This is a genomic window from Kocuria marina (assembly GCA_014652975.1).
Classification (GTDB): Bacteria; Actinomycetota; Actinomycetes; order Actinomycetales; family Micrococcaceae; genus Kocuria; species Kocuria marina.
The window spans coordinates 235,231-261,390 of sequence record BMZV01000003.1; the positions used below are offsets into that span (position 1 = coordinate 235,231).

General features: G+C 65.6%; 20 protein-coding genes and 4 pseudogenes. 15 read left to right on the forward strand and 9 right to left on the reverse strand.

The window, feature by feature from the left end:
• Positions 1–50: 50 nt before the first annotated feature.
• The 7 genes and pseudogenes from IE157_RS08810 (at position 51) to IE157_RS08840 (ending at position 8,029) form a co-directional block, all read left to right on the forward strand.
• On the forward strand, positions 51–1,457 hold the full coding sequence (locus tag IE157_RS08810) for a class II fumarate hydratase (RefSeq protein WP_193519751.1): 1,407 nt from the start codon (positions 51–53) through the stop codon (positions 1,455–1,457).
• A gap of 639 nt (positions 1,458–2,096) precedes the next feature.
• Complete coding sequence (locus tag IE157_RS08815; RefSeq protein WP_193519752.1) at positions 2,097–3,839, forward strand: pyruvate dehydrogenase; 1,743 nt, start codon at positions 2,097–2,099, stop codon at positions 3,837–3,839.
• A 399-nt stretch (positions 3,840–4,238) separates the two neighbouring features.
• Positions 4,239–4,958, forward strand: coding sequence for a sugar-binding domain-containing protein (locus IE157_RS08820; protein WP_193519753.1), 720 nt, complete (start codon positions 4,239–4,241; stop codon positions 4,956–4,958).
• A 499-nt stretch (positions 4,959–5,457) separates the two neighbouring features.
• A complete protein-coding gene (locus IE157_RS08825) occupies positions 5,458–5,712 on the forward strand; it encodes an FGGY family carbohydrate kinase (RefSeq protein WP_318281422.1) in 255 nt (84 codons plus the stop codon).
• A 47-nt stretch (positions 5,713–5,759) separates the two neighbouring features.
• Positions 5,760–6,254, forward strand: coding sequence for a VOC family protein (locus IE157_RS08830; protein ID WP_193519755.1), 495 nt, complete (start codon positions 5,760–5,762; stop codon positions 6,252–6,254).
• A gap of 10 nt (positions 6,255–6,264) precedes the next feature.
• Positions 6,265–7,014 carry a MerR family transcriptional regulator gene (locus IE157_RS08835; RefSeq protein ID WP_193519756.1) on the forward strand — a complete coding sequence of 250 codons (750 nt, stop codon included), beginning with the start codon at positions 6,265–6,267 and terminating at the stop codon, positions 7,012–7,014.
• A gap of 10 nt (positions 7,015–7,024) precedes the next feature.
• Positions 7,025–8,029 (forward strand): annotated as a pseudogene (locus IE157_RS08840) (IS481 family transposase).
• Here the strand turns inward: IE157_RS08840 and IE157_RS12915 are convergent.
• Positions 8,026–8,745, reverse strand: a pseudogene (locus IE157_RS12915) (IS982 family transposase); the annotation flags it as partial. The pseudogenes IE157_RS08840 and IE157_RS12915 overlap by 4 nt on opposite strands.
• Before the next feature lie 62 nt (positions 8,746–8,807).
• Positions 8,808–10,070, reverse strand: a complete 1,263-nt coding sequence (gene lhgO / locus IE157_RS08850) for an L-2-hydroxyglutarate oxidase (RefSeq protein WP_193519758.1) — start codon at positions 10,068–10,070, stop codon at positions 8,808–8,810.
• 76 nt (positions 10,071–10,146) lie between these two features.
• Here lhgO and IE157_RS08855 point away from each other — a divergent pair, with 76 nt between their 5' ends.
• On the forward strand, positions 10,147–10,842 hold the full coding sequence (locus tag IE157_RS08855; RefSeq protein WP_193519759.1) for a GntR family transcriptional regulator: 696 nt from the start codon (positions 10,147–10,149) through the stop codon (positions 10,840–10,842).
• A 57-nt stretch (positions 10,843–10,899) separates the two neighbouring features.
• Here IE157_RS08855 and IE157_RS08860 read toward each other — a convergent pair whose 3' ends face one another.
• A complete protein-coding gene (locus tag IE157_RS08860; protein ID WP_193519760.1) occupies positions 10,900–12,378 on the reverse strand; it encodes an NAD-dependent succinate-semialdehyde dehydrogenase in 1,479 nt (492 codons plus the stop codon).
• A 117-nt stretch (positions 12,379–12,495) separates the two neighbouring features.
• Here IE157_RS08860 and IE157_RS08865 point away from each other — a divergent pair, with 117 nt between their 5' ends.
• Both IE157_RS08865 and IE157_RS08870 read left to right on the forward strand, forming a co-directional pair.
• A complete protein-coding gene (locus tag IE157_RS08865; protein ID WP_318281406.1) occupies positions 12,496–13,863 on the forward strand; it encodes an MFS transporter in 1,368 nt (455 codons plus the stop codon).
• 81 nt (positions 13,864–13,944) lie between these two features.
• Positions 13,945–15,084, forward strand: a complete 1,140-nt coding sequence (locus tag IE157_RS08870; protein WP_193519761.1) for a zinc-binding dehydrogenase — start codon at positions 13,945–13,947, stop codon at positions 15,082–15,084.
• A gap of 865 nt (positions 15,085–15,949) precedes the next feature.
• On the opposite strand, the gene IE157_RS08875 is transcribed toward IE157_RS08870, so the two are convergent.
• Positions 15,950–16,117, reverse strand: a complete 168-nt coding sequence (locus IE157_RS08875; protein WP_193519762.1) for a hypothetical protein — start codon at positions 16,115–16,117, stop codon at positions 15,950–15,952.
• 332 nt (positions 16,118–16,449) lie between these two features.
• Between IE157_RS08875 and IE157_RS08880 the strand changes: the two are divergent.
• From IE157_RS08880 to IE157_RS08895, 3 genes and pseudogenes are all read left to right on the forward strand, one after another.
• Positions 16,450–17,353, forward strand: a pseudogene (locus tag IE157_RS08880) (IS982 family transposase).
• Between the two features lie 262 nt (positions 17,354–17,615).
• Positions 17,616–18,185 (forward strand): annotated as a pseudogene (locus IE157_RS12925) (IS3 family transposase); the annotation flags it as partial.
• Between the two features lie 30 nt (positions 18,186–18,215).
• Positions 18,216–18,536 (forward strand): FGGY-family carbohydrate kinase, encoded by a 321-nt coding sequence (locus tag IE157_RS08895; protein ID WP_318281407.1) that lies wholly within the window; start codon positions 18,216–18,218, stop codon positions 18,534–18,536.
• A 117-nt stretch (positions 18,537–18,653) separates the two neighbouring features.
• Here the strand turns inward: IE157_RS08895 and IE157_RS08900 are convergent, their stop codons facing one another.
• Positions 18,654–19,121 carry an NUDIX hydrolase gene (locus IE157_RS08900; protein ID WP_193519766.1) on the reverse strand — a complete coding sequence of 156 codons (468 nt, stop codon included), beginning with the start codon at positions 19,119–19,121 and terminating at the stop codon, positions 18,654–18,656.
• A 41-nt stretch (positions 19,122–19,162) separates the two neighbouring features.
• Entirely contained in the window at positions 19,163–19,702 is a 540-nt protein-coding gene (locus tag IE157_RS08905; protein WP_193519767.1) for a prepilin peptidase, read from the reverse strand.
• Positions 19,703–19,781: 79 nt separating this feature from the next.
• On the opposite strand from IE157_RS08905, the gene IE157_RS08910 reads away from it, so the two are divergent.
• Positions 19,782–20,552 carry a hypothetical protein gene (locus IE157_RS08910; protein WP_193519768.1) on the forward strand — a complete coding sequence of 257 codons (771 nt, stop codon included), beginning with the start codon at positions 19,782–19,784 and terminating at the stop codon, positions 20,550–20,552.
• A 159-nt stretch (positions 20,553–20,711) separates the two neighbouring features.
• Here IE157_RS08910 and IE157_RS08915 read toward each other — a convergent pair whose 3' ends face one another.
• On the reverse strand, positions 20,712–22,067 hold the full coding sequence (locus IE157_RS08915) for a PhoH family protein (RefSeq protein WP_318281408.1): 1,356 nt from the start codon (positions 22,065–22,067) through the stop codon (positions 20,712–20,714).
• Positions 22,068–22,209: 142 nt separating this feature from the next.
• The gene (locus IE157_RS08920) at positions 22,210–22,971 is read right to left on the reverse strand and encodes an isoprenyl transferase (RefSeq protein ID WP_064846173.1); all 762 of its coding nucleotides are present in this window, start codon (positions 22,969–22,971) and stop codon (positions 22,210–22,212) included.
• Between the two features lie 135 nt (positions 22,972–23,106).
• Between IE157_RS08920 and trhA the strand changes: the two genes are divergently transcribed.
• Positions 23,107–23,820 (forward strand): PAQR family membrane homeostasis protein TrhA, encoded by a 714-nt coding sequence (gene trhA / locus IE157_RS08925; RefSeq protein WP_064846196.1) that lies wholly within the window; start codon positions 23,107–23,109, stop codon positions 23,818–23,820.
• 117 nt (positions 23,821–23,937) lie between these two features.
• On the opposite strand, the gene IE157_RS08930 is transcribed toward trhA, so the two are convergent.
• The gene (locus tag IE157_RS08930) at positions 23,938–26,082 is read right to left on the reverse strand and encodes a thioredoxin domain-containing protein (RefSeq protein WP_193519769.1); all 2,145 of its coding nucleotides are present in this window, start codon (positions 26,080–26,082) and stop codon (positions 23,938–23,940) included.
• Positions 26,083–26,160: the final 78 nt, after the last annotated feature.

A 26,160-nucleotide genomic window follows, 5' to 3' on the forward strand; every position in this document is an offset into this window, starting at 1 on the left:
ACGGCGACCGCGAAGGCTGACGACGGGGCCGTGGGCCTAAACTGTGGGCCATGGCAGAAAACACCGAGTACCGCATCGAACACGACACCATGGGTGAGGTCCGCGTCCCCAAGAACGCGCTCTACCGAGCCCAGACCCAGCGCGCCGTGGAGAACTTCCCGATCTCCGGCACCACCCTGGAACGCGAGCACATCAAGGCGCTCGCGCAGGTGAAGAAGGCCGCCGCCACGGCCAACGAGGAACTGGGTGTCCTCGACGCCCAGCGCGCCCAGGCCATCCGCGACGCCGCGGACGCCGTGGCCTCTGGCCGGTACGACGAGCACTTCCCGATCGACGTCTTCCAGACCGGCTCGGGTACCTCCTCCAACATGAACACCAACGAGGTGCTCGCGACCCTGGCCACGCGCTCCCTCGAGTCCGAGGGCGTGGAGGTCCACCCCAACGACCACGTCAACGCGTCCCAGTCCTCCAACGACGTGTTCCCCACCTCGGTGCACGTGGCCGTGACCAACGCGCTGATCAACGACCTCAAGCCGGCCATGGACGTGCTCGCGATCTCCCTGGAGAAAAAGGCCTCGGAGTTCAAGGACGTCGTGAAGTCCGGGCGCACGCACCTCATGGACGCGACCCCCGTGACCCTGGGACAGGAGTTCGGCGGCTGGGCCGCCCAGGTGCGCTACGGCATCGAGCGCATCGACGCGTCCCTGCCGCGCGTGGCCGAGGTGCCGCTGGGCGGCACGGCCGTGGGTACCGGGATCAACACCCCGGACGGCTTCTCCGCGCGTGTGATCGAGCTGCTCTCCGACGAGACCGGTCTGCCCCTCACGGAGGCCCGCAACCACTTCGAGGCGCAGGCCAACCGCGACGGGCTGGTGGAGGCCTCAGGACAGCTGCGCAACATCGCGTACTCGTACATGAAGATCATGAACGACATCCGCTGGATGGGTTCCGGGCCGAACACGGGCCTGGGCGAGCTGCACATCCCCGACCTGCAGCCGGGATCCTCGATCATGCCGGGCAAGGTCAACCCCGTGATCTGCGAAGCAACCATCCAGGTGGCCGCCCAGGTGATCGGCAACGACACCACCGTGGCGCTGTCCTCCACCAACGGCGCGTTCGAGCTGAACGTGGGCATCCCCGTGATGGCCGCGAACCTGCTCGAGTCCATCCGTCTGCTCGCCAACTCCTCCCGCGTGGCCGCGGAGAAGATGGTGGACGGGCTGCAGGCCAACGAGGATCGCTGCCGCTTCCTGGCCGAGGCCTCCCCCTCGATCGTGACCCCGCTGAACAAGGCCATCGGCTACGAAGCCGCCGCGAAGATCGCCAAGCACGCCGTGGCCAACAAGGTCACCGTGCGCGAGGCCACCATCGAGCTCGGCTACGTGGACGGCGAGAAGCTCACCGAGGAGCAGCTGGACAAGGCCCTGGACGTCACCACGATGACCGGCAAGCGCTGATCCGCTCGTCCCGTATGGCGCTCACCGGCCCCCGGTGAGCGCCCCGGGAAACAGGGGCGTGCCTGCGGCACCCCGTCAACGGCAGAACTCGGCCACCCGTTCACTGGGTGGCCGAGTTCTTCGTCGCGGCGGGAACCTCCTGACCGCCGAGCGGTCGGGGAGGTCCTACGGAAGGTCACGCCTTCCGGGGTGAGGAGGCCGCGCACCGGGAGACCCCGGTGGCGCCGGCCACGGCGCAGAAACGCTGCGCCCGTGCCACGGTTCGAGCACCCGCACCCGGGTGTTCCCCACTGCCCCGCTGATGCGCGACAGAGCCCGGGGCGCTCCCGCGTTCCCGCGGCCGCTCAGATGCACGTGGAACTGCGGCGCCGTGGTCCCCGCGTGGGACACGGTGGGCTCACGATCGGACGGGGTGGGTGTGCGAATGCTCACGGGCTCCATCATGTCATGTGCGGGGCGATCGCGCGGCGGCGCGGGACCGAGCGGCCGCGGGGCCCTCGTGGGACGCCGCACGCACCGGTGTTCCGTTGCCCACAGATCTCTTTGACCGCAAGGATCCGGGACTACCCTGGATGGCAGAGACATTCGTGATGCCAGCCCGGGTGCTCCCGCGGCGGGCCGTTCCCCCGAGGAGACAGTGTGAAACTTGCAGAGCAGATCGTCCAGCAGCTAGTGGAAGCAGGTGTGGAACGGATCTACGGCGTGGTGGGCGATAGCCTGAACCCCATCGTGGACGCCGTGCGCCGCACCGGCGGCTCCGCCAAGGGTGGGATCGACTGGGTGCACGTGCGCCACGAGGAGGCCGGTGCGTTCGCAGCGAGCGCCGAGGCTCAGCTGACCGGCAAGCTCGCCGTGTGCGCGGGCTCCTGCGGGCCGGGCAACCTGCACCTGATCAACGGGCTCTACGACGCCAACCGCTCCGGTGCGCCCGTACTGGCCATAGCCTCCCACATCCCCTCGCAGTACATCGGCTCCGAGTACTTCCAGGAGACCCACCCGGACCGGATCTTCACCGAGTGCTCCGTGTACTCGGAGCTGGTGAGCACCCCGCAGCAGTCCCCCGCCGTGGTGAGCTCCGCGATCCAGTTCGCCGTCACCAGCCCGGGCGTCTCCGTGGTCACCCTGCCGGGCGATCTCGCGGACTCGGACGCCGCCGTGGAAGCCCGCCCGTTCGCCGTGCCGGCACCGAGCGCCGTGGTCCCCTCAGACGAGACGGTCGAGCGCATGGCCAAGGCCCTGAACTCGGCCAAAAAGGTCGCGATCTTCGCGGGCATCGGCGTGGCCGGCGCCCACGACGAGGTGATTGCCCTCGCAGACACCTTGAAGGCGCCCGTGGGCCACTCGCTGCGCGGCAAGGACCAGATCCAGTACGACAACCCGTTCGACGTGGGCATGACCGGGCTGCTGGGCTACGGCGCCGCGGCGGAGGGGCTGCACGACGCGGACGTGATGGTCATGCTCGGCACGGACTTCCCGTACGACCAGTTCCTCCCGGACGTCACCACTATCCAGGTGGACACCGATCCCACCGTGATCGGGCGCCGGACCGGCGTGGACATCCCCGTGCACGGTGACGTGAAATCCACGATCCTCAAGCTGCTGCCCGAGCTCACGGTCAAGTCCGACCGCTCGTTCCTGGACAAGACCCTGGCCAAGCACGACAAGCTCATGAACAAGGCCGTGGGTGCGTACACCCGCAAGGTCGAGAAGATCACGCCTATACACCCCGAGTACGCCGCGTCCATCCTGGACCAGGTGGCCGCCGAGGACGCCGTGTTCACCGCGGACACCGGTATGTGCAACGTGTGGAGCGCCCGCTACATCAACCCGCTCGGCACTCGTCGCATCCTGGGCTCCTACCTGCACGGGTCCATGGCCAACGCCCTGCCGCAGGCGATCGGCGCGCAGCTGGCCGATCCGGGACGCCAGGTCATCTCGATGTCGGGCGACGGCGGGCTCTCCATGCTCATGGGCGAGCTGCTGACGCTGGCGACCTACAATCTGCCCGTGACCGTGGTGGTGTTCAACAACTCCACGCTGGGCATGGTCAAGCTGGAGATGCTCGTGGACGGGCTACCGGATTTCGGCGTGGACGTACCCCAGGCGAACTACGCGCAGATCGCAACCGCCATGGGCATGCAGGGCATCCGGGTGGAGAAGCCCAAGGACCTCGAGTCCGCGTTCACCACCGCACTCGCCCACCAGGGCCCGTCCGTGGTGGAGGTCATCACCGACCCCAACGCCCTGTCCATCCCCCCGGAGATCAAGAAGGACCAGGTCTTCGGCTTCGCCACAGCGATGTCCCGCATCGTGCTCAACCGCGGCGTCGGTGAGGCCGTCTCCATGGCCCGCTCCAACCTGCGCAACATCCCGCGCGGCTGACCCGCGGCCGTCGCCCTCACGACGGCGCACGCGGATGGGGACCCGGTGGCACGCTGCCACCGGGTCCCCATTGCCGTAGCCGGACCACACCGCACCGGTGCCGCCGGGTGCCGCGAGGCCCCGGAAGCGTGTGACTCGGACCATATAGGATCACGGGAGCAGTGACCCTGTTCGCTCCCATCAGGATTGGAAGCGGTGTCCCATGACCGCCGAGGACCCCCTGGCCGCCCACCGACCCCGGGCGGCGTCGGCACCTGCTCGCCAACCTGAGGCACGGCTACTCCGTGGAGGGCGCCTCCAAAATCTCCCTGGGCAAGCGGTCCGGGCTCTCCCGGTTCCAGGTGGCCCGCCCTGCTGCAGGAGGCGAAAGACACGGGGATCGCGCGGATCGAGATCGCCGTGCCACTCGAGAGCCCCGATGAGCAGCTCGCCCGCGCAGTCGGTCTGCGGCGGCTCGTCACGGTGGGGACCACCCAGTGGCCCGCCGACCGGGACGCCCTGGGCCGGGCCGTTCCCCGGGAGATCACGCGGGTGCTCCGGGACGGGGACACCCTCGGGATCTTTTGGTCCGGCGCCCTGCAGCACGCGGTGAAGCACCTTCCCAAGCTGCCGCACAACGATATCGTCCAGCTCGCCGGTGCCCTGCGCACGGACGACACCACGGAGAGCGAGTCACCGCGCCTGTTCGCCGAGCTTCGCAGCCGCACCGCTTGGCCCCTGTGGGCGCCCCTCGTGGTCGACCAGGCCGCGGCCCTGAAGAAGTCTCCCGAGATCGACGTGGCGCTGAGACGCGCGGACTCGCTCGACGTCGCCGTGCTCGCCATCGACGGGTGGTCGCCGGACACCTCGACCGTGTGGCCGCGTGTGAGCGAGGACCTTGCCCGGGCGGCGGCGCGGGCTGGAGCGGTGGCGGAGGTCTCCGGCCTCCTCCTTGACGAGTCCGGCCACGAGCTGGACACTCCAATCGCGGGGATGGTCGTCTCGGCAAGCGTCGCGCAGGTGCGCTCGGCCCACCACAGGATCGGGGTCGCCTCGGGAGCGGAACGGGCCCCCGCCGTCCTCGCCGCGGTGCGGGGGGGGGCTGGTGAGCCACCTCGTGTGCGACACGGCCCTGCATGACGAGGTGGAACAGCTTCTGCGCGCCAGTGCACCGCCCCGCGAGGACTGAACCGCCGGGCGCTCCCACCGGCACCCGCCGTTCCCGCTGTCGGTCCGCTCCCGATCGGTACGATCATTCACCGGCCGTTTCCGCGCCCTCAGAGCGGACACCATGACCAGCACGGTCGTCGGCATCGACTCCCCCAGTCCTGCAAGGTGCCGGTCGTGGACACGGCCACCGGCCGGACCGTGACCTCAGCCAGCGCGCCGCACCCGGACCGCACGAACGAGGACCCCGCCGCGCGACGCGCTGCGTGCGGCGTGGGGCGAGGCGGGCGTGGCCGAGCACGACGACGTCGTGGGCGTCTCCGTCGCGGGCCAGCAGCACGGCATGGTCGCGGTGGACGGGGACGGGAACCCCGTCCACGACGCCCTACTGTGAAACGACATCCGCAGCGACCCCCAGGCCACCCGCATGATCGAAGAGCTCGGGATCCAGTGATGGATGAATCAGCTGGGCATGGCCCCGATCCCGTCCATGACGCTGTCCAAGCTCGCGTGGCTGCGGGAGAACGAACCGCAGGCCGCCGCCCGCGTGGAGCGTGTCATGCTCCCCCACGACTGGCTGACGTTGATGCTGTGTGGAGAGTTCACCACTGACCGCTCCAGCGCCTCCGGGACCGGCTGTTTGGGCTTAGTTGTTGTTGGCCATGAGGTTGTTGACGGCGTCGGCGCCTCGGCGTGGTCACTGCCAGACATGAGGCTTGGATGTTAGAGCGACGGCTTGACTCTGTCGTAACGTCAACCGACAGGGTGGTGTTCATGACTGAGAACGACGGGCCGGCGATTGACCGGTCGATCTATGTGATGCCGATGTTCGTGAACTTCGTGGTCAGCGACCTAGCAGCATCCGAAGCGCTCTATGCCTCGGCGGGGTTCGTGACGCTTGCGACCATCCCGGGGCCGGGCGGTGTGCCGTCGCTTGTGCATCTGCGCCGGGAAAAGTACCAGGACATCCTCATGACCCAGGGCGTAGCGGTGCGCGGGTCAGTATCCGTGTCGTTTGCGGCGGGCGACGTCGACCTCGGGGAAGTCGTTGATCGCCTTCGGTCGGCAGGTGCCGAGGTGGCGGGGCCGCTCGATACTCCGTGGTTCACGGCCGATGTCACGTTCACGGACAAGGACGGGAACACGGTCACTCTGACCGCTCCGCGGATGGCGGATCAGGCTGCCGCGCAGGCCTGGGCGAGCGATCAGATCACCGGTGACTTCGAGCTGCCCAAGGGAGCAGCCGCCCCGAACTGGAACCAAGGCTGAGGAGAGCAACGTGACGGAGTGGCCGATCAGAGACCTTGCGAAGGCGACCGGGCTCACCAGTCGAACGCTCCGACACTACGAGCAGATCGGGCTGCTCCTTCCCTCGCGGGTCGCGAGCAACGGATACCGCTTCTATGGTGACGCCGAGATCTCACGGCTCTACCGAATCCTGTCGCTCCGCGCGCTCGAACTCCCCCTCGCGACCATCCAACTCGCGCTCGATGACAAAACCTCTCTCGCTGACGCCATCGAAACGCATCTCGGGCTCCTGGAAGAACGCCGAGACAGAACCAACGAACAGATCGCCGTCGTCCGACACACGCTCGAGACGGTGAAGAAGGGCCAGTCCATGTCCATCGAGGAAGTCTTCGCAGGCGTCGACCAGAGTCAGTACGAGACCGAAGTGCGCGCCCGCTGGGGTGATGCGGCCTGGGAGCGCAGCGCTATGCGCCGTACCGGCATGACCGACGAACAACGGGAAGCCGACGATAAGAAGAGCCGCGACGTCAACGCGGCGTTGGGGGCTGCGGCCGAGGATAGCGAGAACCCGAATAGTTCCCGCTTCCAAGGCTTGGTCGCGGACCACCATCGGTGGGTTACGGCGTACTGGGGAGGTAGAGAACCCGACCGTGAGGCCTATACCGGGCTCTCCGAGTTGTACGTGGCCGATCCTCGGTTCGCCGCAACCTACGGCGGTGAGAGCAACGCCGAAATCATTCGCGAGGCAATGCAGATCTGGGGCCGGGCCAACCTCGAATGATGGATGGATGATGTTTCACCGGAACAGTCCGCTCACCTTGGAGGGCCGCCGCCGACTGATTGAGCGCTGCCAGACGCGGCCGATTTCACACGTCGCGGCCGAGATGGGCCTATCTCGTGCCACGGCCTCGAAATGGGTCAATCGGCACCGAGCCTTCGGCGACGAGGGTCTGCTCGACCGCTCCTCGACGCCATTGCGGCAGCCGACCGCCACGTCGGGTGCGGTCGTCCGGCGGGTCGAGTGGTTGCGCCGCGAGCACAAATGGTCGGCATCTCGCATCGCTTTTGAGCTTGAGCGGGAAGGGGTCAGCCTCAGCCGCAGGACCGTGACTCGATTGCTGGGGCATCTCGGATTGAGCCACCGGCGGTTCATCGACCCGGCCGGCGAGACGAACCGCGAACCGCAGCGCATCATTGCCGAGCGACCCGGTCACATGGTCCACATCGACGTGAAGAAGGTCGGCCGAATCCTGGACGGTGGCGGCTGGCGCATTCACGGCAAGGGTAGCCCCCCCCCAAGCCGAAGCGGTCGACCGCGCGAAGCGGCGCGGATCGCGGGCTGGATACGTCTACCTGCATTCCGCGATCGACGGCTACTCGCGACTGGCTTACACGGAAGCCCCCCCACGATGAGAAGGGCATCACCGCAGTTGAGTTCCTGGCCAGAGCCCGCGACTGGTTCGCCGCCCACGGCATCGTCGCCATCGAACGGATCGTGACCGACAACGGAGCCTGCTATCGCTCGCGGGCCTTCGCTGCCGCTCTCGGTGGCAGCCGACATCAGCGCATCACGCCCTACACGCCGCGGCACAACGGCAAGATCGAACGCTACAACCGCATCCTCGCCGAGGATTTCCTCTACGCCCGAGCCTGGTCCTCAGAACAGCAACGCCGAGACGGGCTGCTCACCTGGAACCTGCACTACAACTACCACCGACCCACGGGCACACGACGGTCGCCCGCCAGCATCCGCGACACCGCTATGCGTCAACGACGTCCTGGCCTCCTACACTTAGTGGTTGTAGGCGATGAGGGAACGCTTGTTTGGTGTGCCGATGAGCCAGTTGTGCCAGATTCCGGCGGCGTGGGTGAGGAGCCTCGCGGCGACGCGGGAGTAGACGCCGGGGATGGTTCTGCCGCCGTGTTCTTCCAGGATGAGTTGGCCCCTCAGTGTGTTGAACGCGGACTCGACTCACCGTCGGATACCGCCGAGTTTGCCAAAGCGCGGCTTCTCGTCTTGGCGGCCAGGGCGGATCAGTTGCGCGTCGAGTTCATCAGTGATGAAACTTTTGAGCTCGCGTCCGGCGAAGCCCTTGTCGCCCATAATCACTTGACCGAGCTGGAGAAGATGCCGGTCGTGGCGGAGCATGGCTTCGGCGGCTTCTCGCTCTCCGATTTTCGGATGTGCCAGCCCCCAGATGATAGGCATTTCCTTGGGCGTGCAGGTCAGGTAGAACCGGAATCCCTCGAAGAATCGAGAGTGGGAGGCGCAGTAGCCCTAGCCGCCTTGCCCGGCACGGTCGGATCGTTTCACCGTCTCTCGAGACTTTCCACGGGGCAGCGGTGTCGAGTCGATCAGTTTCTTGGCCTCGCCCCAGGTCGGGGTATCGCGAGCCAGCTGGCTGAGCACAGCGGAGATCAGCCACAGTGCTTGGCGCACACGTTTACCTCATCCCGATTGCTGGGGTAGGTTCGGGAACATCCCGGTCACGTCCCTGCGAGCGTAGCGGATCCCTTTGCGGTCCGAGGCGATTTCCGATTAACAGCCTCCACGCGGTCAAACGCTCATAGGGCTCACCCATCCAGGGCGCGGTCACCATCTTTACGGAAAGTGTGCTTAGTAAGGCGGAGATGTTGGCCGATTTTGTCGACGAGGTGTTCGGCGATTGCAAGAGACGAAGTTGCGCCGGGTGAGGGCGCATTGCGTAGTAATGTCGCGCTACCGATGTCCTCTATGACGAAGTCATCGAGGAGTTGGCCGTCTCGATCCATGGCCTGGGCGCGGATGCCGCGGGTAATGGGTGTGGATGCGGCCCCTTCCAGGCTGGGCACATACGCAGCAGCGCCGGCTAGGAACTTCCGCCGGGAAATAACGGCGCCGAACTCCTGAACAGCCGCCTGCATGTTTTGCCCGGCAAACTTCCAGAAGCCCGGGCTGGCCGCCACGTCAATACTGTCCTTGAGCCCAACGCGCCAACCGTTGTAGTTCTCCCGGCCAAAGGATAAAAACGCATTGGGGCCGACAAGCATCTCCCCGTCCACCCGCTTAGTGAGGTGAACTCCCAAGAATGGATATGCCGGATCCGGCACCGGGTACACCAGGCCATTCAGGATGTCTCGATGTTCTGGGGCCAGCAGTGAGTATTGGCCAAAGAATGGGACGATCTTGGGGTAGGTAGCTCCTCCCGCCAGGCGCGCGACTCTATCGGACTGCAGTCCTGCGCAAGCAATGAGGTGATCAAAGGTGTGGGTAGTTTGCTCACCGCCACGCTCCACAGTTACTGCACACCCCCGTTCTCCATTAGCGATGGAGACGACCTCAGCCCCCAGTATCACCCGCCCCCCAGCCCGCTGAACATCATCAATGAGCGCACGCGTGACCGCGGCATAATCAATAATTGCGGTGTGAGGAGAGTGCAGCGCCATTCGACCCACTGCGTTGGGTTCAACACTTCGAATACCCTCGGGACCCAGAAGTTCGACGTCGGGTACACCGTTGGCCAGGGCTTTCTCTTTGATGTCACGCAGTCGGTCTTCCTCCACCGGTGTTAGTGCCACCACGATCTTGCCGCATTCGTCGAACGGCAAATTCTTTTCATTCGCGTAGGCGTGCAATAAGTGGACGCCGCGGCGGCACAGGCGCGCCTTGAGGCTACCGGGTTGGTAGTACAGCCCGGCATGGACGACACCTGAGTTGTGCCCAGTCTGGTGGGCGGCCGCAGCGTCTGCCTTGTCAAGGACGGTGATTTCCGCGTCCGGAAACCGATGGGTGATTTCGCGGGCGACTGCTGCGCCGACGATCCCTGCGCCGATCACTCCGAACGAAAGTGTGGACATTGGTGAATCGCTCCTTCGAAACTGACTCTGGTGCTGGATTTGAGATACTGGCGGAATGGATAAGGTGAGTCGTGGTGTGAGCCTGACCGAACAGGCTGTGGAATCGATCAGAAGTGCCATCATCGCGGGCGACTTGATCCCTGACCGGCTGTACACCGGTTCGGAATTGGCCCGTCAGCTAGGGGTGTCTCGTACGCCCATCCGTGAGGCCTTGCAGGTCCTCTCGCGGCGCGGCATGGTTGTCATCGAGAAAAACCGCGGGGTGCGCGTGCTCAACACCTCAGTCGAGTCATTGATTGAGGTGTTCCAAGTGCGCTTGATGCTCGAGGTTCCGATGTCTCGTCGTGCGACACAGTTGAAGACAGACAGTTCCGCGGCACGGTTCGAGGCTGCCGTAGAGTTGTTTCGTGCAGCGGCGGAGTCGGGCGACCCCGGAGCCGTCCTGCGCGCTGATCGTGACTTCCATCGTGCTTTGATGGCTGGCGCTGGTAACGATAAGGCGCGGGAGTTGCTCCAGGAACAGCGCGACTTCGTGCTCAGTACAGGAGTGGGTACAGTCCCCACCTCGCGCACCGCGATGGAGTGCTTTGACGACCACGCAGACATCATTGCCGCATACCGCCGAGACGACGCCGACGACGTCAGCCGTGCGGTATCGCGGCACATAGCGAATACTGCCCGAATCTTGATTCGGCAGGAAACGCGGGATCGTCCCGAATTTGGTGAGGTCGACGCCGACGAAGCCATCGCTTGGCTGACGGAGCGACGCTGACTACAATTCCACCTTCCCTTGAGCGACCCCTCGTAGACACCTTCGCGGCTTAGCAGGTCACACTGTAAGAGCGATATATTTTTCAATTTGGTACTCCTCGATGCCGCTGTGACCGCCTTCTTTTCCAAGTCCGGAGGCTTTGATGCCACCGAACGGTGCGGCTGGGTCTGCGACTACGGGACGATTAATGCCAACCATTCCGCTCTCGAGGCGTTCCGCTGCCTGAATCGCCTTATTAATATCGCGGGTGTAGAGGTAAGAAACCAGCCCAAACGGCGTACCGTTCGCGATCTCGATCGCCTGGTCGTCGCTTTCCGCTTCGTAGATAGACGCGATCGGCCCGAATATTTCGTTGGTGGCGATCGCAGAATCCAGGGAGGCATTAGCGACTACGGTTGGTGTGAAAAAATATCCGGCCCCGGGTGCAGTCTCGCCGCCTGCTAAGACCACCGCACCCTGATCGATGGCATCTTCGAGCAACTTCTGTACATTGTTGCGCTGGTTTTCATCGACAAGGGGGCCTATGTCGACACCCTCTTCGGTGCCCGGGCCGACCTTAAGTTGGGCAACCTTGGCCAAGAAAGCCTCTCGAAATGCCGGGGCCACCGACTTCTCCACGATGATTCGGTTCGCCGCGACGCACACTTGACCTGCGTTTCGGAATTTCGCTACTACTGCCCCACTCGCGGCTTCGACTGGATTAGCATCCGAGAGTACGACAAAGGGTCCATTTCCGCCGAGCTCCATGGATGAGGCCATCACGTGGTCTGCAGCCTGCTTAAGTAATGTCGTGCCGACTGCCGTCGATCCCGTGAAGCTGATTTTACGCAACGTCGGCCTAGACATAAGGGCCTTCGACTGTCGGGAGGCAGAGCTGGTCGTGATGAGATTAAGAGCGCCCTCGGGAACTCCCGCATCATGGAGGATCTGAACAAACATATGGGTCGAGAGCGGCGTGAGTGCTGCGGGCTTGATGAGGACGGTGCAACCAGCGGCCAGGGCAGCACCAGCTTTACGCGCACCCATCGACAGCGGGAAGTTCCACGGCGTGACGAGGTAGGACGGGCCCACTGGCTGGTGTGTGGTGATGATTTTGTAGCCACCGTTTGGAGCGTCGCTATATCCACCCCGTTGCTGCGGGACCTGTTCGGAATACCACTGGATGTAGTCGGCAGAAACCTGTACTTCACCGCGGGCCTCAGTCAGGGGCTTTCCCATCTCCGAGGACATGACCCAGGCGATGTCTTCCTTGCGCTCGATCAGCAGGTCGTAGGCGCGACGCAATATGTTCGAGCGGTGACGGGTGGTTGTCGCCCCCCACTCTTTCTGGACGCTGGTAGCCACGTTCAGGGCCTCCAACGCATCCTCCGGTGACGCGTCTGCCACTGCAGCGATGACCGTCTCGTCGGCCGGATTCTGAACTTCGAAGGTGTTGTTGTTCGACGCAACGCGCCATTCTCCGCCGATGAAGAGCCCCGTCGGGACCTCGATCTGACCGTGGGGCGCGGACAAGCTTGTCCAAGTTGATGGCTTCATGAGGAACGGATCCTTCCAAGACGTCAGAGGCATGAACCGGTACTAGTAACTTAGCGCATGGAGGTTGACTTACACGTTACATGCAAGTCATCATACCTGTGATCCAAGCTACACGGCATGGTGAGCTACATCAACGTTACGGATGCGGAGAGACCGATGACAACGACTGAGCTATCCGAGCGTGCTCGGGTGAGGCGCGTAGCCGGCGCCTCCATGATCGGAACCACCATCGAGTGGTACGACTACTATATTTTCGGCACGGCCGCGGTGTTGGTTCTCAACGAGCAATTCTTCCCCGCCCTGTCCCCTGCAGCGGGGACTCTTGCTTCGCTTGCCACATTCTCCGTGGCCTTTATCGCGCGTCCCTTCGGTGGAATTATTTTCGGCCACTTCGGGGACAAGGTGAGTCGCAAGACAATTCTCATTTGGTCGCTAATGCTCATGGGTATTTCGACGTTCCTAGTGGGCTTCCTGCCAAACTATGCCACCATCGGTATTTGGGCACCTATTCTTCTCGTGACCCTACGTTTTCTTCAGGGACTAGCCGTGGGCGGCGAATGGGGCGGGGCCGTCCTCATGGCCCTTGAACATGCTCCGCAAAACAAACGAGCCTTCTACGCGTCCTGGACACAGTCAGGTGTGCCTGCGGCCCTTGTCCTGTCCTCGACAATTTTCCTGTTCGTGCAGATGATGGACGAGGCTGCCTTTCACTCCTGGGGCTGGCGCGTTCCGTTCTGGATCTCGGCCGCGCTAATCGTGGTGGGTCTGTTCATTCGTCTGCGCATTACAGAATCCCCTGAGTTCTTGCAGATGAAAGCCGACAAGCGTGAAGTTCGTATCCCTCTGTTCGAACTTCTTCGAACAGCTTGGTGGCCTCTGATCCTCGGTATCTTTACGCTGGCCTCCCCGAACATCATCTTCTATATTTCCTCGGTCTATCTGCTAAGTTATGGGCCAGGACATGTCGGACTGTCGCGGAATGCCGTGTTTGTGTCCCTGATTGTTGCGTCGACCATTGCGGTTTTCACGATCCCGCTGGTGGCCGTCATCGCGGATCGGATAGGTAAAAAGAAGATCATGCTGACCGGCGCCGTTATGGTTGCGGTCCTTGTTTTTCCCGTCTTCTGGTTGGTGAACACCGGACAACCTTTGGGTGTTCTCGCGGCGATGATTCTGGCGTTGCCGATTGCACACGCTACAGCCTATGCCGTTGTCGCCAGCTTCATCCCTGAACTTTTCCAACCGGAGGTACGTTTTACCGGTTCTTCGCTGGCATATCAGATCGGAGGCATCGTGACCTCGGCGCCGGCTCCCCTAATCGCCGCATCCTTACTTCAGAACACAGGATCGTGGATATCAATCGCACTTTATGTCTCCATCGCGGCACTTGTGGGGTTCGTGGCAATCGCATTGAGCAGAAAGCATCAGGAGCCGAGCCCTCAGATATCTACCGACTCATCCATTAAAAGTAGCGGCGGACGCTAGCAGTATCTACACTTACAAATTCCAGCATCATACAAAGCCCTCCACATGACTCCTGCCTGCCCATTAGGACAGATCAGATCCATGCCTAATCGTAAGGAAAATCCTTTGCCCAAAGTTGCTGTTCTTGAAGAAATCAACGGACCCCTCACCTTGCAGGACTTTCCGGAACCCCGTCCCTCTCCTGGAGGCGCCATCGTCGAGGTGGCCCTAGGAGGAATCTGCGGAACGGACGTCCATCTGCGAACGGGACACCTGAACGTCCCGTTGCCCCTGGCGATGGGGCATGAAGCCGTGGGCTGGATTCGTAAGCTAGGCGATGACCTCACAACAGACGTTGAAGGACAACCCCTTGCGGTAGGCGACCGGGTTGCATGGGCGAATAATATCCCCTGTGGCTCCTGTCATGAGTGTCTAGTACTGAAGGAACCTACTCTGTGCTTGAACCGGAAGATCTATGGCATCAATCGTCGCGCATCAGACGCCCCTCACCTGCAGGGCGGCTGGGCCGAAATGATGGCGCTGGAGGCCGGGACAACGATCATCAAGATCCCGGAATCGGTAAGTTTCGAGGAGGTCATCACCTTGGGGTGCGCCGGCCCAACGGCAATCCATGGAGTGGTCGAGAACCTGAGGATTGAACCGGGGTCTGTCGTGGCCGTTCAGGGCGCTGGACCCGTTGGTTTGGCATCAGCCATGTATGCCAAAGCTATGGGTGCTGCACTCGTCGTGATACTCGGCGGGCCCACCTCTCGCATTGAGATGGCGCTACAAATAGCGGCTGCAGATGCGGGTGTTGATATGGATGCCTACCCGACGGCTTCGGAACGTTTGGACGCGTTCCTAAAGCTCACCCCAAATGGCAGAGGGGCCGATGTGGTCATCGAGTGTGCCGGTGTTCCGTCAGCTGTGGCCGAGTCCATCGACCTGGCACGTCCGAATGGGCAGCTATTGGTGCTGGGCCAATACACAGACCATGGGGCTACGCCCATTAACCCGCATTTGATCACCAGAAAGCAGCTAAAGATGTTCGGATCATGGGGGTTTGCTCCGGCCCATTACGTTAAGTACATTAAGTCGCTTCCCCTCCTTGCTAAGAACCACGATTTGGCCTCTATTCTCTCCGTTTACCCCCTGCACGACGTCAACGACGCTCTTGCCGACGTGGCTTCCGGATCAGTCACAAAGGCTGCACTTAGACCGGACTCCAAAAATAAAGCTTGAAATTGGATGTACGGGTGCACGACAGGGGCGCTCAGTTCGTCCGGTCTCGGAGACTCCGACGGTGTCGGCTTCTACGGGATGCTCACCGTTGTGGATGGCCGGCCGCTGTGCCACATGTGCGGTCGCACGCACCAGAACCTCGGACCGCACCAGGCACGCGCCGCCTACCGATCCCGGCACGGACTGAGCCGCTCCCTGGCTCTGGTCGGGCCCGAGGTGACGGTCAAGCTCATAGCAGCCGCCCCCCAGCCCGAGCGGATCGCGTACCTGGCGAGTGTGCGGGTGACCAGCGAGTCGTGACAACGTCCGAGCGTACCCTCGGACACGGGCACAAACGGGCGGCTCCTGTCGAGCTGCTCCAACCACCCCGGGCGGGCTCGACCGTGCGCGTGCTGGCGGCGGCGTCCCCGATGTGGTGCAGGTGCTCGGGCAGATCCGGTCGGGCTGGCTCCAGCTCGGGCATCCCCTGGCACAGCACCAGCTGCCGGGCGAGGGCCGGGTCCTTGCCCAGCTCGGAGGTCGCCGGTAGCCCGACGTACCTCGTTGTGCAGCCGTCGTATCGCGCGGTTGACTGTGAGGTCCATCAGGGCGCGCAGGGCCGCGTCCCGTCCGATCCGTCCCTTTCTCTCGGTGAGGGGAGGCCCGGAAGAGGAATCTGCCGGCTGGACAAACCCAGGAGCGAGAGGGAGAAGGCCACTCATGGCAGCCCGGTGAGCTCGTGGCCCAGCATCGGACCTAAGCACGCCATCTCGGCCACCACGGCCCCGAAGGGTTCACTACGGTGGGCGTCGAGGATTTCGGACACCTGGCCGGGACGGTGCCGAAGATGATTTCCAGGAAACTGCTAAAGATAGCTGCAGGGTCGTCACTGGATGTCATGGCGGGGAACGAAACCTCGGGGTGTGTCGTCCCAGTCGGTCGCGGCGGTGAACGGCAGGAACCGGCACCCGGTGTCCTCCTGCGCCATGCGGTACTTCCCCCCGTTTCCTTCTTCGTAGGAGATGTGGGTGTGCAGGCCGGAAGGCCCCGGCATGATTGCTGCCCCCAGTCCTTGGTGACTGCAGACGGTGATCTCACCGGGGCTTGAAGGTGCCAGAGACATCGCTAATTGGGGCCGGGCAGAAGTAGTAGGCAAGGCCGTTCGTAACGTGGATGTCGAGCTCTGACACCGCTGCCAGACCAGCATGTTGAAACCCGTGTTCAACGCTGGAGAAATGCCCATGATCAGCAATCGCCGAAAGGTCGATGTCTTCCTCGGCGTTGGTGTACGCAAGAGCGAATACCGCGCCCTAGATGAGTGAGTCCTATTAGCGTTTGACCGCGTGGAGGCTGTTAATCGGAAGCGGAGGGGGCTAAACCCTGCTTGTGAAGACAGATCTGAACATCCTCCTAAGCGCACCTCACGTGCATCTTGGGGATCGGGTCATGCCCAGGTTCGACTTTTCTCGTGATCGGCCTCCGGACCGTAAGTACGCCTTGAACGATGTCGAACGGCTGTGCCTGTACGTGGCGCAGCACCTGTTCGGCATCGCCTCGGACCGCAAAGGGATCCGCTACGCTCGCAGGGACGTGACCGGGATGTTCCCGAACCTGCCCCCAGCAATCGGGATGGGGTAAACGTGTGCGCCAAGCACTGTGGCTGATCTTCGCAGTGATCAGCGAGCTGGCTCGCGATACCCCGACCTGGGGCGAGGCCAAGAAACTGATCGACTCGACACCGCTGCCCTGTGGAAAGTCTCGAGAGACGGTGAAACGATCCGACCGTGCCGGGCAAGGCGGCTATGGCTACTGCGCCTCCCACTCTCGATTCTTCGAGGGATTCCGGTTCTACCTGACCTGCACGCCCAAGGAAATGCCTATCATCTGGGGGCTGGCACATCCGAAAATCGGAGAGCGAGAAGCCGCCGAAGCCATGCTCCGCCACGACCGGCATCTTCTCCAGCTCGGTCAAGTGATTATGGGCGACAAGGGCTTCGCCGGACGCGAGCTCGAAAGTTTCATCACTGATGAACTCGGCGCGCAACTGATCCGCCCTGGCCGCCAAGACGAGAAGCCGCGCTTTGGCAAACTCGGCGGTATCCGACGGTGAGTCGAGTCCGCATTCAACACACTGAAGGGCCAACTCATCCTGGAAGAACACGGCGGCAGAACCATCCCCGGCGTCTACTCCCGCGTCGCCGCGAGGCTCCCCACCCGCGCCGCCGGAATCTGGCACAACTGGCTCATCGGCACACCAAACAAGCGTTCCCTCATCGCCTACGACCACTAAGCCTAAACAAACTCACTCATCTAGGGGTCGCCCGGCAGCTCAGGGACCGCCGGGTTCGCGGACGCGACCGGGCGGCGCCTGCCGCTGCTGTGCACCATCAACGCTACACGCGTCATGACCACCGCCGCGGACCTGCTGGGGTGGATCTCGTGGAGTTCACCCCTCTGGCGCAGTCCGGCCCGTCGGACGCGGGAGGGCTCACCTTCCTGCGCTACCTCGACGGCGAGCGCACGCCCAATCTGCCCACGGCACAGCCACGCATGCGATCCCCGACCGGGTGGAAGGTGCTTTCGACACCGGGGGCCTGAATGCGGTGTGGATCTCGGACATCACCTACCTGCGCACCGCTGAAGGCTGGCTGTACCTGTACGTGGCCCGGGACGGGTGCTCCCGGCGGGTGCTGGGCTGGGCGATGGACACCGTGCAGTCCACCGACCTGGTCGAGCGTGCCGTGCGGATGGCCAACAACCTGCGCGGGAGCGTGCCGGACGGGGTGGTCTTCCACGCCGACAGAGGCTGTCAGTACACCCCGGCCCAGCTGCACCAGGTGTGCTAGGAACTCCACATGCGCCAGTCGATGGGCCGGACCGGGGTGTGTTGGGACAACGCGATGGCCGAGTCGTTCTGGTCCACGCTCAAGACCGAGTTCTACGACCGGCGTAGCTGGCCCACCCGGGCCGAGGCCCGTCGTGAGGTGGCTGGCTGGATCGAGATCGTCTACAACCGCCGCCGGCTGCACTTCGCGCTGGGCTACACCACCCCGGTCGAACACGAGAACGCCCTGCGTGCCACCGGCACGCAGGGCACCGAAGCGCGGCCCCAAACCGCCTAACACCGCGTCCACGATTTGCGGGGAACCCCAGTGTCCGTGGCGGACTGCCTGGGTATCCTGCGCAGCGTGGACGTGGGGATCCAGCGCGTCCTGCTGATCGGCGGAGGAGCGAAGTCCGAGGTGCTGTGCAGCGTCTTCCCGGACACCCTCGGCATGCCCGTGACGGTGCTGGAGACCGGCGAGTATGTGGCGCTCAGCGCCACCCGCCAGGAGGCGTGGGCCGCGGGCGAGTTCCCGCGGTGGTCACGCACCGCCAGCCGGGAGCTGCGTCCCTCCGACGACGCCGGTGTGCGCGAGTTCCGCCGCCGCTACGGCCTGGTACGACGGGTCACGGAGGCCGAACTGGCCTGAGCCACCGGTGCCCGACGGTTCCCTGGAGGGGCGGGTGATCTGCTTCCGCGCCTCCCTCGCCCCGGGTGCACCGCCGGGGCGTCTCACGTGCCCGGTTCTTTCGGCGCGGCCGTGACGTCAGCACTCGAAGCCCGTGCGCCCCGTGAACTCCAGTGCGGCCCGTAGCCGATCGGCCTGGTGCTCCGGCATGGGAGGCAGCTCGTCCACCGGGTACCAGCCCACGGCGAGGGACTCGTCGTCCGCCACCCGCGCCTCGCCGGAGACGTAACTGCACAGGAACGTGTGGTCCAGGAACTGGCAGCGGTCCCCGTTGGGGAATTCGACGACGTCCCCGGCCTTGACCCGCACGAGGTCGTCCACGGTGATCTCCACGCCGGTCTCCTCGAGACACTCGCGGCGGGCGGCGACCCCGGGGTCCTCCCCCGGTTCCACGATCCCGGTGATCAGACCCCAGTTCCCGTTGTCCGCGCGCCGCCCCAGCAGCACCCGGCCCTCGTGCAGGACCACGGCGGTGCACCCGGGCAACCACAACAGGTCGTGATCGATCTTGCGGCGCAGGTGGGCGATGAACTCGGGAACGGGCACGGGTGTCTCCTCCTGGGTGGGTACGACTGCGCGGGCGGCGTTCACAGGAACGCCACGACACCCAAGCTTCCCACGATCATGAACGGCCCCAGGGGGATGCGACTGCTCGCCCGGGCGCGGCGCAGGATCAGCAGTACGGCGCAGAACAGCCCGGCCAGCGCGAACGTGGCCGCGAGCGCGAGCACCGTATGGGTCACGGACGAGAATCCCGTGAGCAGCCCCAGGACCCCCGCGAGCCGCACGTCCCCCATTCCCATGCCGGCGGGGTTGATCAACCGCAGGGCCAGGAAGAGTCCTTTCATGATGAGCAGACCCCACAGCATCCACCACAGGCGCACGGTGTCGTGGGCGAGGACGGCGGAGGCGCCCAACAGGAGGGCGGTCACGGGATACAGCGGGCGCACCACCCGCCCCGGCAGGCGGTGGTATCGGATGTCGGTGGCGGCGAGCCACACTCCTGTGCATGCGAGCACCATGACGGCCAGGGTGCATGCCACCGCGGCCAGCTGTGCGCCGACCGTGGCTTCCTGCAGGTGCGCCCCCACGAACCCGCCGATGCCCGTAGTGTCGGGCTGAAGCATGAACTCATCCTAGGCACCCCGCTGTGGTGCGGGCCATGAACGGCGGCCCATGTGGAGCACGGGTTCGTAGACTGGGCCCATGATCGCTCCCTGGCAGAACAGGCCCGCCCGATCGACCCTGTCCCAGGAGTCCTTCGCCGCGCTGTGCCGGTCCTCCCCGTGGCGCTGGGACACGGTGCGGTTCACGCTGTACTGGGTGAGCGAGGATCCGGACACCGCCGCCCACCCCGTGCGCGTGTGGCTGCGCCGGCCCTCCGATGTGCGCGTGGAGACACTGCAGGGCGACGTGCTGTACGCGAGTACGTCCCTCGAACGCTCCCGGGACGACTTCTACGTCACGGACACGTCCCGCTCCTGGTTGCTGCCTCCCGCGCTCGTCTCACCGGTCTACGACGACGACGGCCTCGTGCTCCGCCGCCCCGAGGCCGCCTACGGGGACCCGATCTTCGGGGGCGGGCGCTGGCAGGCGATCCTGGACCCCGTGGAATGCGTGGGCCCCGCGCCCACCCCGCCCTACCTCCCGGAGCAGCGCCCCTCGCAGTTGTCCTCCGTGGTGGCCGGGGCCTTCGCCAAACGCCGGGTGTGGTGCGCGACCGTGGAGCCCACCGTGCGCTACCGGCCCATGACCGCGAACCACCCGCTCGCCCCGGGTCCCACGCGGATCGCGGTGGACACAGCGACCGGCGTCTGTGTCTACTCCCACGTGCTGCGCGGACCGTACGCGGGTCAGGGCCACCGGCTCGTGATCGAGGCGGTGGACGAATACCAACTGGACGACCTGTTCACGCAGCAGGACTTCAACCTCACGGACGTCTCCCGTCACGTGCCGTGGCCCGTGCTCCCGGCCTGAGCCGCCGCCCGTGATCCGCACCGGGCGGATTCCCCAGGGGCCGCGTTTCTCGGGTGTCCAGGGCGCGCAGCCCGTTCGGACCTGACGACGACGCCGCGGGCTCGGGACGACCAGGCCGGGCGGGGGACGACGCCGCCCTCCCGGCCCGGCGTCGTCGGGTCACACGTCCTGGCGCTCGAGCAGGTCGGTCACGAGGGCCGCGATGGGTGAACGCTCGGAGCGCGTGAGGCTCACGTGCCCGAACAACCGCTGACCCTTGAGCGCCTCGACCACGGCCATGATGCCGTCGTGACGTCCCACCCGCAGGTTGTCCCGCTGGGCAACGTCGTGGGTGAGCACCACCTTGGAGTTCTGCCCGATCCGGGACAGGGCGGTGAGCAATACGTTGCGTTCGAGCGACTGCGCCTCGTCCACGATGACCCACGCGTCGTGCAGGGACCGCCCGCGGATGTGGGTCAGGGGCAGCACCTCGAGCATCCCGCGCGCCACGACGTCGTCCACGACCGCGGGTGAGACCACGGAGGACAGCGTGTCGAAGACCGCCTGACCCCACGGGTTCATCTTCTCCTCCTCGGTGCCGGGGAGGTAGCCCAGGTCCTGGCCACCCACCGCGTAGAGCGGGCGGAACACCATGATCCGGCGGTGCTCCCGGCGTTCCAGAACGGCGTCGAGACCCGCGCACAGCGCGAGCGCGGACTTGCCCGTTCCCGCGCGACCGCCCAGCGAGACGATGCCCACGGCGGGGTCGGTCAGCAGGTCGATCGCCAACCGCTGTTCGGCCGAGCGTCCCTGCACCCCGAACACGTCCCGGTCCGCGACGACCAGGCGCGCCTGCCCGTCCGGTTCGGTCCGGGCGAGAGCGCTGCCCGCGGACGAGCGCAGGACCAGACCCGTGTTCACGGGAAGCTCCCGGGCGCCCGGCACTTCCATGCGGCCCTCGGCGTAGAGGCCGGAAACGACGTCTTCCGCGACGTCCAGATGGGCCACGCCCGTGTACGCGTCGTCACCACCGATCCACTCACCGCGGTACTCCTCCGCGGCGAGTCCCAGGGCGGAGGCCTTGAGCCGCATAGGCAGGTCCTTGGACACCACACACACGTCGTGGCCCTCGCCGGAGAGGTTCGCGGCCACGCTGAGGATGCGTGAATCGTTGTCCCGCAGCCGGAAACTCTGGGGCAGCACCGTGTCCGCGACGTGGTTGAGCTCCACCTGCAGGCACCCGCCGTCCGCGAGGTCCACGGGCCGGTCCAGGCCGCCGTGGGTCACGCGGAGGTCGTCCAGCAACCGCAGCGCCTTGCGCGCGAAGTACCCCAGTTCCGGGTCGTGGCGCTTCGCCTCGAGCTCGGTGATCACCACCACGGGCAGCACCACGCGGTGCTCGGCGAAACGGAACACGGCGCGCGGGTCCGAGAGCAGCACGGACGTGTCGATCACGTACGTGCGCACACCGGCCGCGGAGCCGTCCTCCTCGAGCGCGCCGGATCGGACGGGGGTTACGGGGGTGTCGATGCTCATGGGGCCCTTTCCCTGCGAAGTCCTTGGCCGGTGTGTCCGGCACCTCTCACGCTAGGGAGGCCGATCAAGGGTGGCGCGCCCCACCGGTGAACGGCGCGTGAACATCCGCCACGGGCCCGTGAGCGGGACCGCTAGGGCCCGCTCAGCTCCCGAATCGGCGCTGACGGCGCGCGTAATCGCGCAGGGCCCGCAGGAAGTCGACCCGGCGGAAGTCCGGCCACAGCGCTTCGCAGAAGTAGAACTCGCTGTATGCGGACTGCCACATCAGGAAGCCCGAGAGGCGTTGTTCGCCGGAGGTGCGGATCAGCAGGTCGGGATCGGGTTGCCCGCGCGTGTAGAGGTGCGCGGAGATGTCCTCCACGCTGAGCTCCTGCGCCATTTGCGCGAGCGACGCACCGCGGGCGTCGGCGTCGGTGAGCACCTCGCGTACCGCGTCCACGATCTCCTGCCGCCCCCCGTACCCCACGGCGATGTTCAGGTGGGGGCCGGGATTGCCCACCGTGCGCTGTGCGCTGTTCAGCAGTTGCTCCTGGAGCTTCTCCGGGAGGGTTCCCAGGGCACCCACGGGCTGGATCCGGCAGATCCCTTCCTCCTGCAGCTCGCACATGAGGTTGGTGATGATCTCCAGCAGGGCCGTGAGTTCCTCGCGCGGACGGTTGAGGTTCTCGGTGGAGAGGATGTAAAGGGTGACCACCTGGATGTTCAGCTCGTGGCACCAGCGCAGGAACTCCACGATCCTGCGCGCGCCCGCCCGGTGGCCCTCCTCCGTGGTGGCGCCGAACTGGCGCGCCCACCGGCGGTTGCCGTCCACGAGCACACCCACGTGATGCGGCAACTCGTCCGCGGTGAGGGTGCGCGCCAAGCGGTGTTCGTAGAAGGAATACATGACACGGGGAAGTTTCACAGCGTCATTCCTCCCCTGAGTCGGCCCGGTCCACACGGATTCACACCCCTAAACTACCTGTAGGGCAGACCCAATCCAGTAGCACCCCCGAGCTCCGTGTCCGCGGGGCACCCATGAGAGGCAGTGGTGTCCACCATGTCAGACGAACGCACCGAGAAGCGCACCGTTCCCGGCCCGGTGACGATCGTGCGTCACACGCGTAACGGTCCCCTCACGGTGGAGAAGAAACCGTCCTGGCGCGGGTGGATCCACGCGGGTTTCAGCCCGGTGGCCGCGGTGCTGGGTGTGGTGGCCATCGTCGTGGCACCCACGGTGGAGCTGCGTCTCGCATGTCTGGTCTACACCATCACGGCGATCATGCTGTTCGGTACCTCGGCCGTATACCACCGCTTCTACTGGGGCGCGCGCATGAACGCGGTGCTGCGGCGGATGGACCATTCGAACATCGCCCTGATCATCGCCGGGACGTACACGCCCCTGGCCGTGAGTTTCCTCCCGGTGCGGGGCGCCACGATCCTGCTCGGCGTGATCTGGACGATCGGTGCCCTGCTCGTGATCTTCCGTGTCTTCTGGATGAGCGCGCCGCGATGGCTCTACACCCCGCTCTACGTGATCATGGGGTGCCTGGCCCTGCTCTACCTCCCGGCGTTCTTCGCGGTGAACGTCCCCGCGACCGTCCTGCTGATCTGCGGCGGCGTGTTCTACATCGCCGGTGCGGTGTGTTATGCGACCAGGCGCCCCCGGTTGCTCCCGGCGACGTTCAGCTTCCACGAAGTCTTCCACGCGTGCACGATCGGCGGCTTCGTCTGCCACTACATCGCAATCATGTTCGCGATGTTCGCCGCGTGAGCGATGTGTGACGCCCCGGTCAGAGGTCCGACGGCGCTCGGCGTGCGGGGACCGCTCGGCGCGGTGACGTCTGCGTCGTCCACGCGATGCCGACGACGACGCAGCGCCCCGGTGCGCTCAGCCCCGCTCCGCGCGGATCCGGGTGACGAGTGCGCTCACGTCGGGCACGGAACGGACGGGAAGTTCGCAGCGTCCGTCCCGGCACAACCACACCGTGTAGCCGGGTTCCGATGCCGCAGGAACCCCGTACGGCGCCGCACTCCCGTCCAGGACCAGGACATCCAGCACGTGTGCCGCACCGACCGCGTCGAGCGTCTCGCGCCACTGCTCGGCGCTCGCTTCCACGACCTGCAACAGGGCCGGTGGATGCTCGTCGGCCAGAACGGCCGACACCATGCCCCCGGCCGTCGTGGGGGCCTTGAGGACCACCCCGGTCGCGGGCGCGGTCACGGCGTCAACCACCTCCCGGGCCTGGCGCTCACCGATCGTCGGTTGGGACAGCTCCGTGAGCCACCGGGAGAGCACCGCGGAACTGGACGCGGCGACGTCGTCGAACGGTTCCGCACGGCCCGTGGCCCCGGCCGCCGCGAGGGTGGGGTCCACCTCGGCGGACTCGAGCACGGTACTCCCGCGCACAAAACGCTTCACGGCGACCTCGGCGAGCGTGCGGCTGCGCTCGTACCACGCGGTCTCGCCCGTGGCCCGGTACAGCGCGAGCAGCCCGGCGCCGAAGCGCGCGTAGTCCTCGAGCTGGCCCTCGTGGGGGTCCACGACGCCGCCGCGTGACGTGCGCGTGATGCGTCCCGTGGCGGAGTCCCGGTGCCGTTCCCACAGGAAACCGGCGGCCGTGGCGGCCAGCTCGATCCACTCGGGGTGCCCCAGCAGCACACCCGCGTCCGCGAGTCCCGTGAGCGCCATGCCGTTCCAGGCCGTGACGATCTTGTCGTCCAGGTGGGGTGCCGTGCGCGTGATCCGCCGCTGCCACAGCTCCTGCCGTACGGACTCGTCCAGGATCCCCGTGACCGCACCCGCCTCACCCCAGGCCGCCGTGGCCGGCGCGGGGCGACCCCCTGCGGGGCTTCCGGCGTGACCCGAGAACGTGTAGTAGGCACCCTCACGTTCGGCATGCGGCTCGTCGGACGCGGGATCGCTGTCCGCGTCGAGGGATGCGGCGAACGCGCCCTCGGGGGTGATCACCTCCCGTTCGAGCCACTCGACCAGCAGCTCTGCGGCCCGGCGGTAACGGGCCGCGCGAGTGGCATCCGTGCCGGTACGTTCCAGCAGCGCCACGGTGCGCGCCAGCACGCCGAGCAGCTGGGCGTTGTCGTAGAGCATCTTCTCGTAGTGGGGCAGGGACCAGTCCGGGGTCACCGAGTACCGGAAGAACCCGCCGCCCACATGGTCCTGCAGCGCCCCCGTGACCATCGCGTCGAGCGTGGCGCACAACAGATCACGTGCGGTGCGCGCGTGCTGCGCCGCGGCGTCGTCGTGGCCGGAAGCAGCGTGCGCGCTCGCCGACGCGGGATCCCCAGCCATGGCATCGCGGTGCGCAGTGCTCGCAATGCGCGTGAGGGCGTCCAGGGTGGGCGAGGGCGGGAACTTGGCGCCGGTTCCGAAGCCCTCATGGGCGGCGTCCCGGGCGACCTCGAGGCCGTCGAGCCAAGCTCCCGTGAGTTGTTCCGCGGCGTCCTCGGCGGCCTCGCCACCCTCCACGCGCACGACCGACGGACCCGCGTCGGCGAGCATCCGGTCCACGAGTTCGGGGTGGCGGGACAGCGCATCGTAGACCTGTTCGGCCCCGCGCAGCACCTCGTCACGGCGCTCGGTCCAGGCCTCGGCGACGGCCCGCAGGACCTGCATGAAGGACGGCCGCCCCTGCACGGGACGCGGCGGGTAGTAGGTCCCGGCATGGAACACCCTGCCCCGCGGGGTCAGGAACGCGGTCATGGGCCAGCCGCCCTGACCAGTGAGCAGCTGGGTGGCCGCCATGTAGATCGAGTCCACGTCCGGGCGTTGTTCGCGGTCCACTTTGATCGCCACGAAATGTTCGTTGAGGTAGCGCCCCACCTCCGGGTCCTCGAAGGACTCGTGGGCCATCACATGGCACCAGTGGCACGCAGCATAGCCCACGGACAGCAGGACGGGCACCTCCCGCGCGTGGGCCTCCTCGAAGGCCTCGGGGCAGAACTCCCACCAGTCCACGGGGTTCTCCGCGTGCTGCAGCAGGTAGGGACTCGTAGAGTGGGCCAGACGATTGGACATACCCCACGGTCTCACACGGGAGCGGGGATGACAGCCCGGGGGCTCACGGCTCGAGGGTCATGAGGCGCGGCTCTGGTC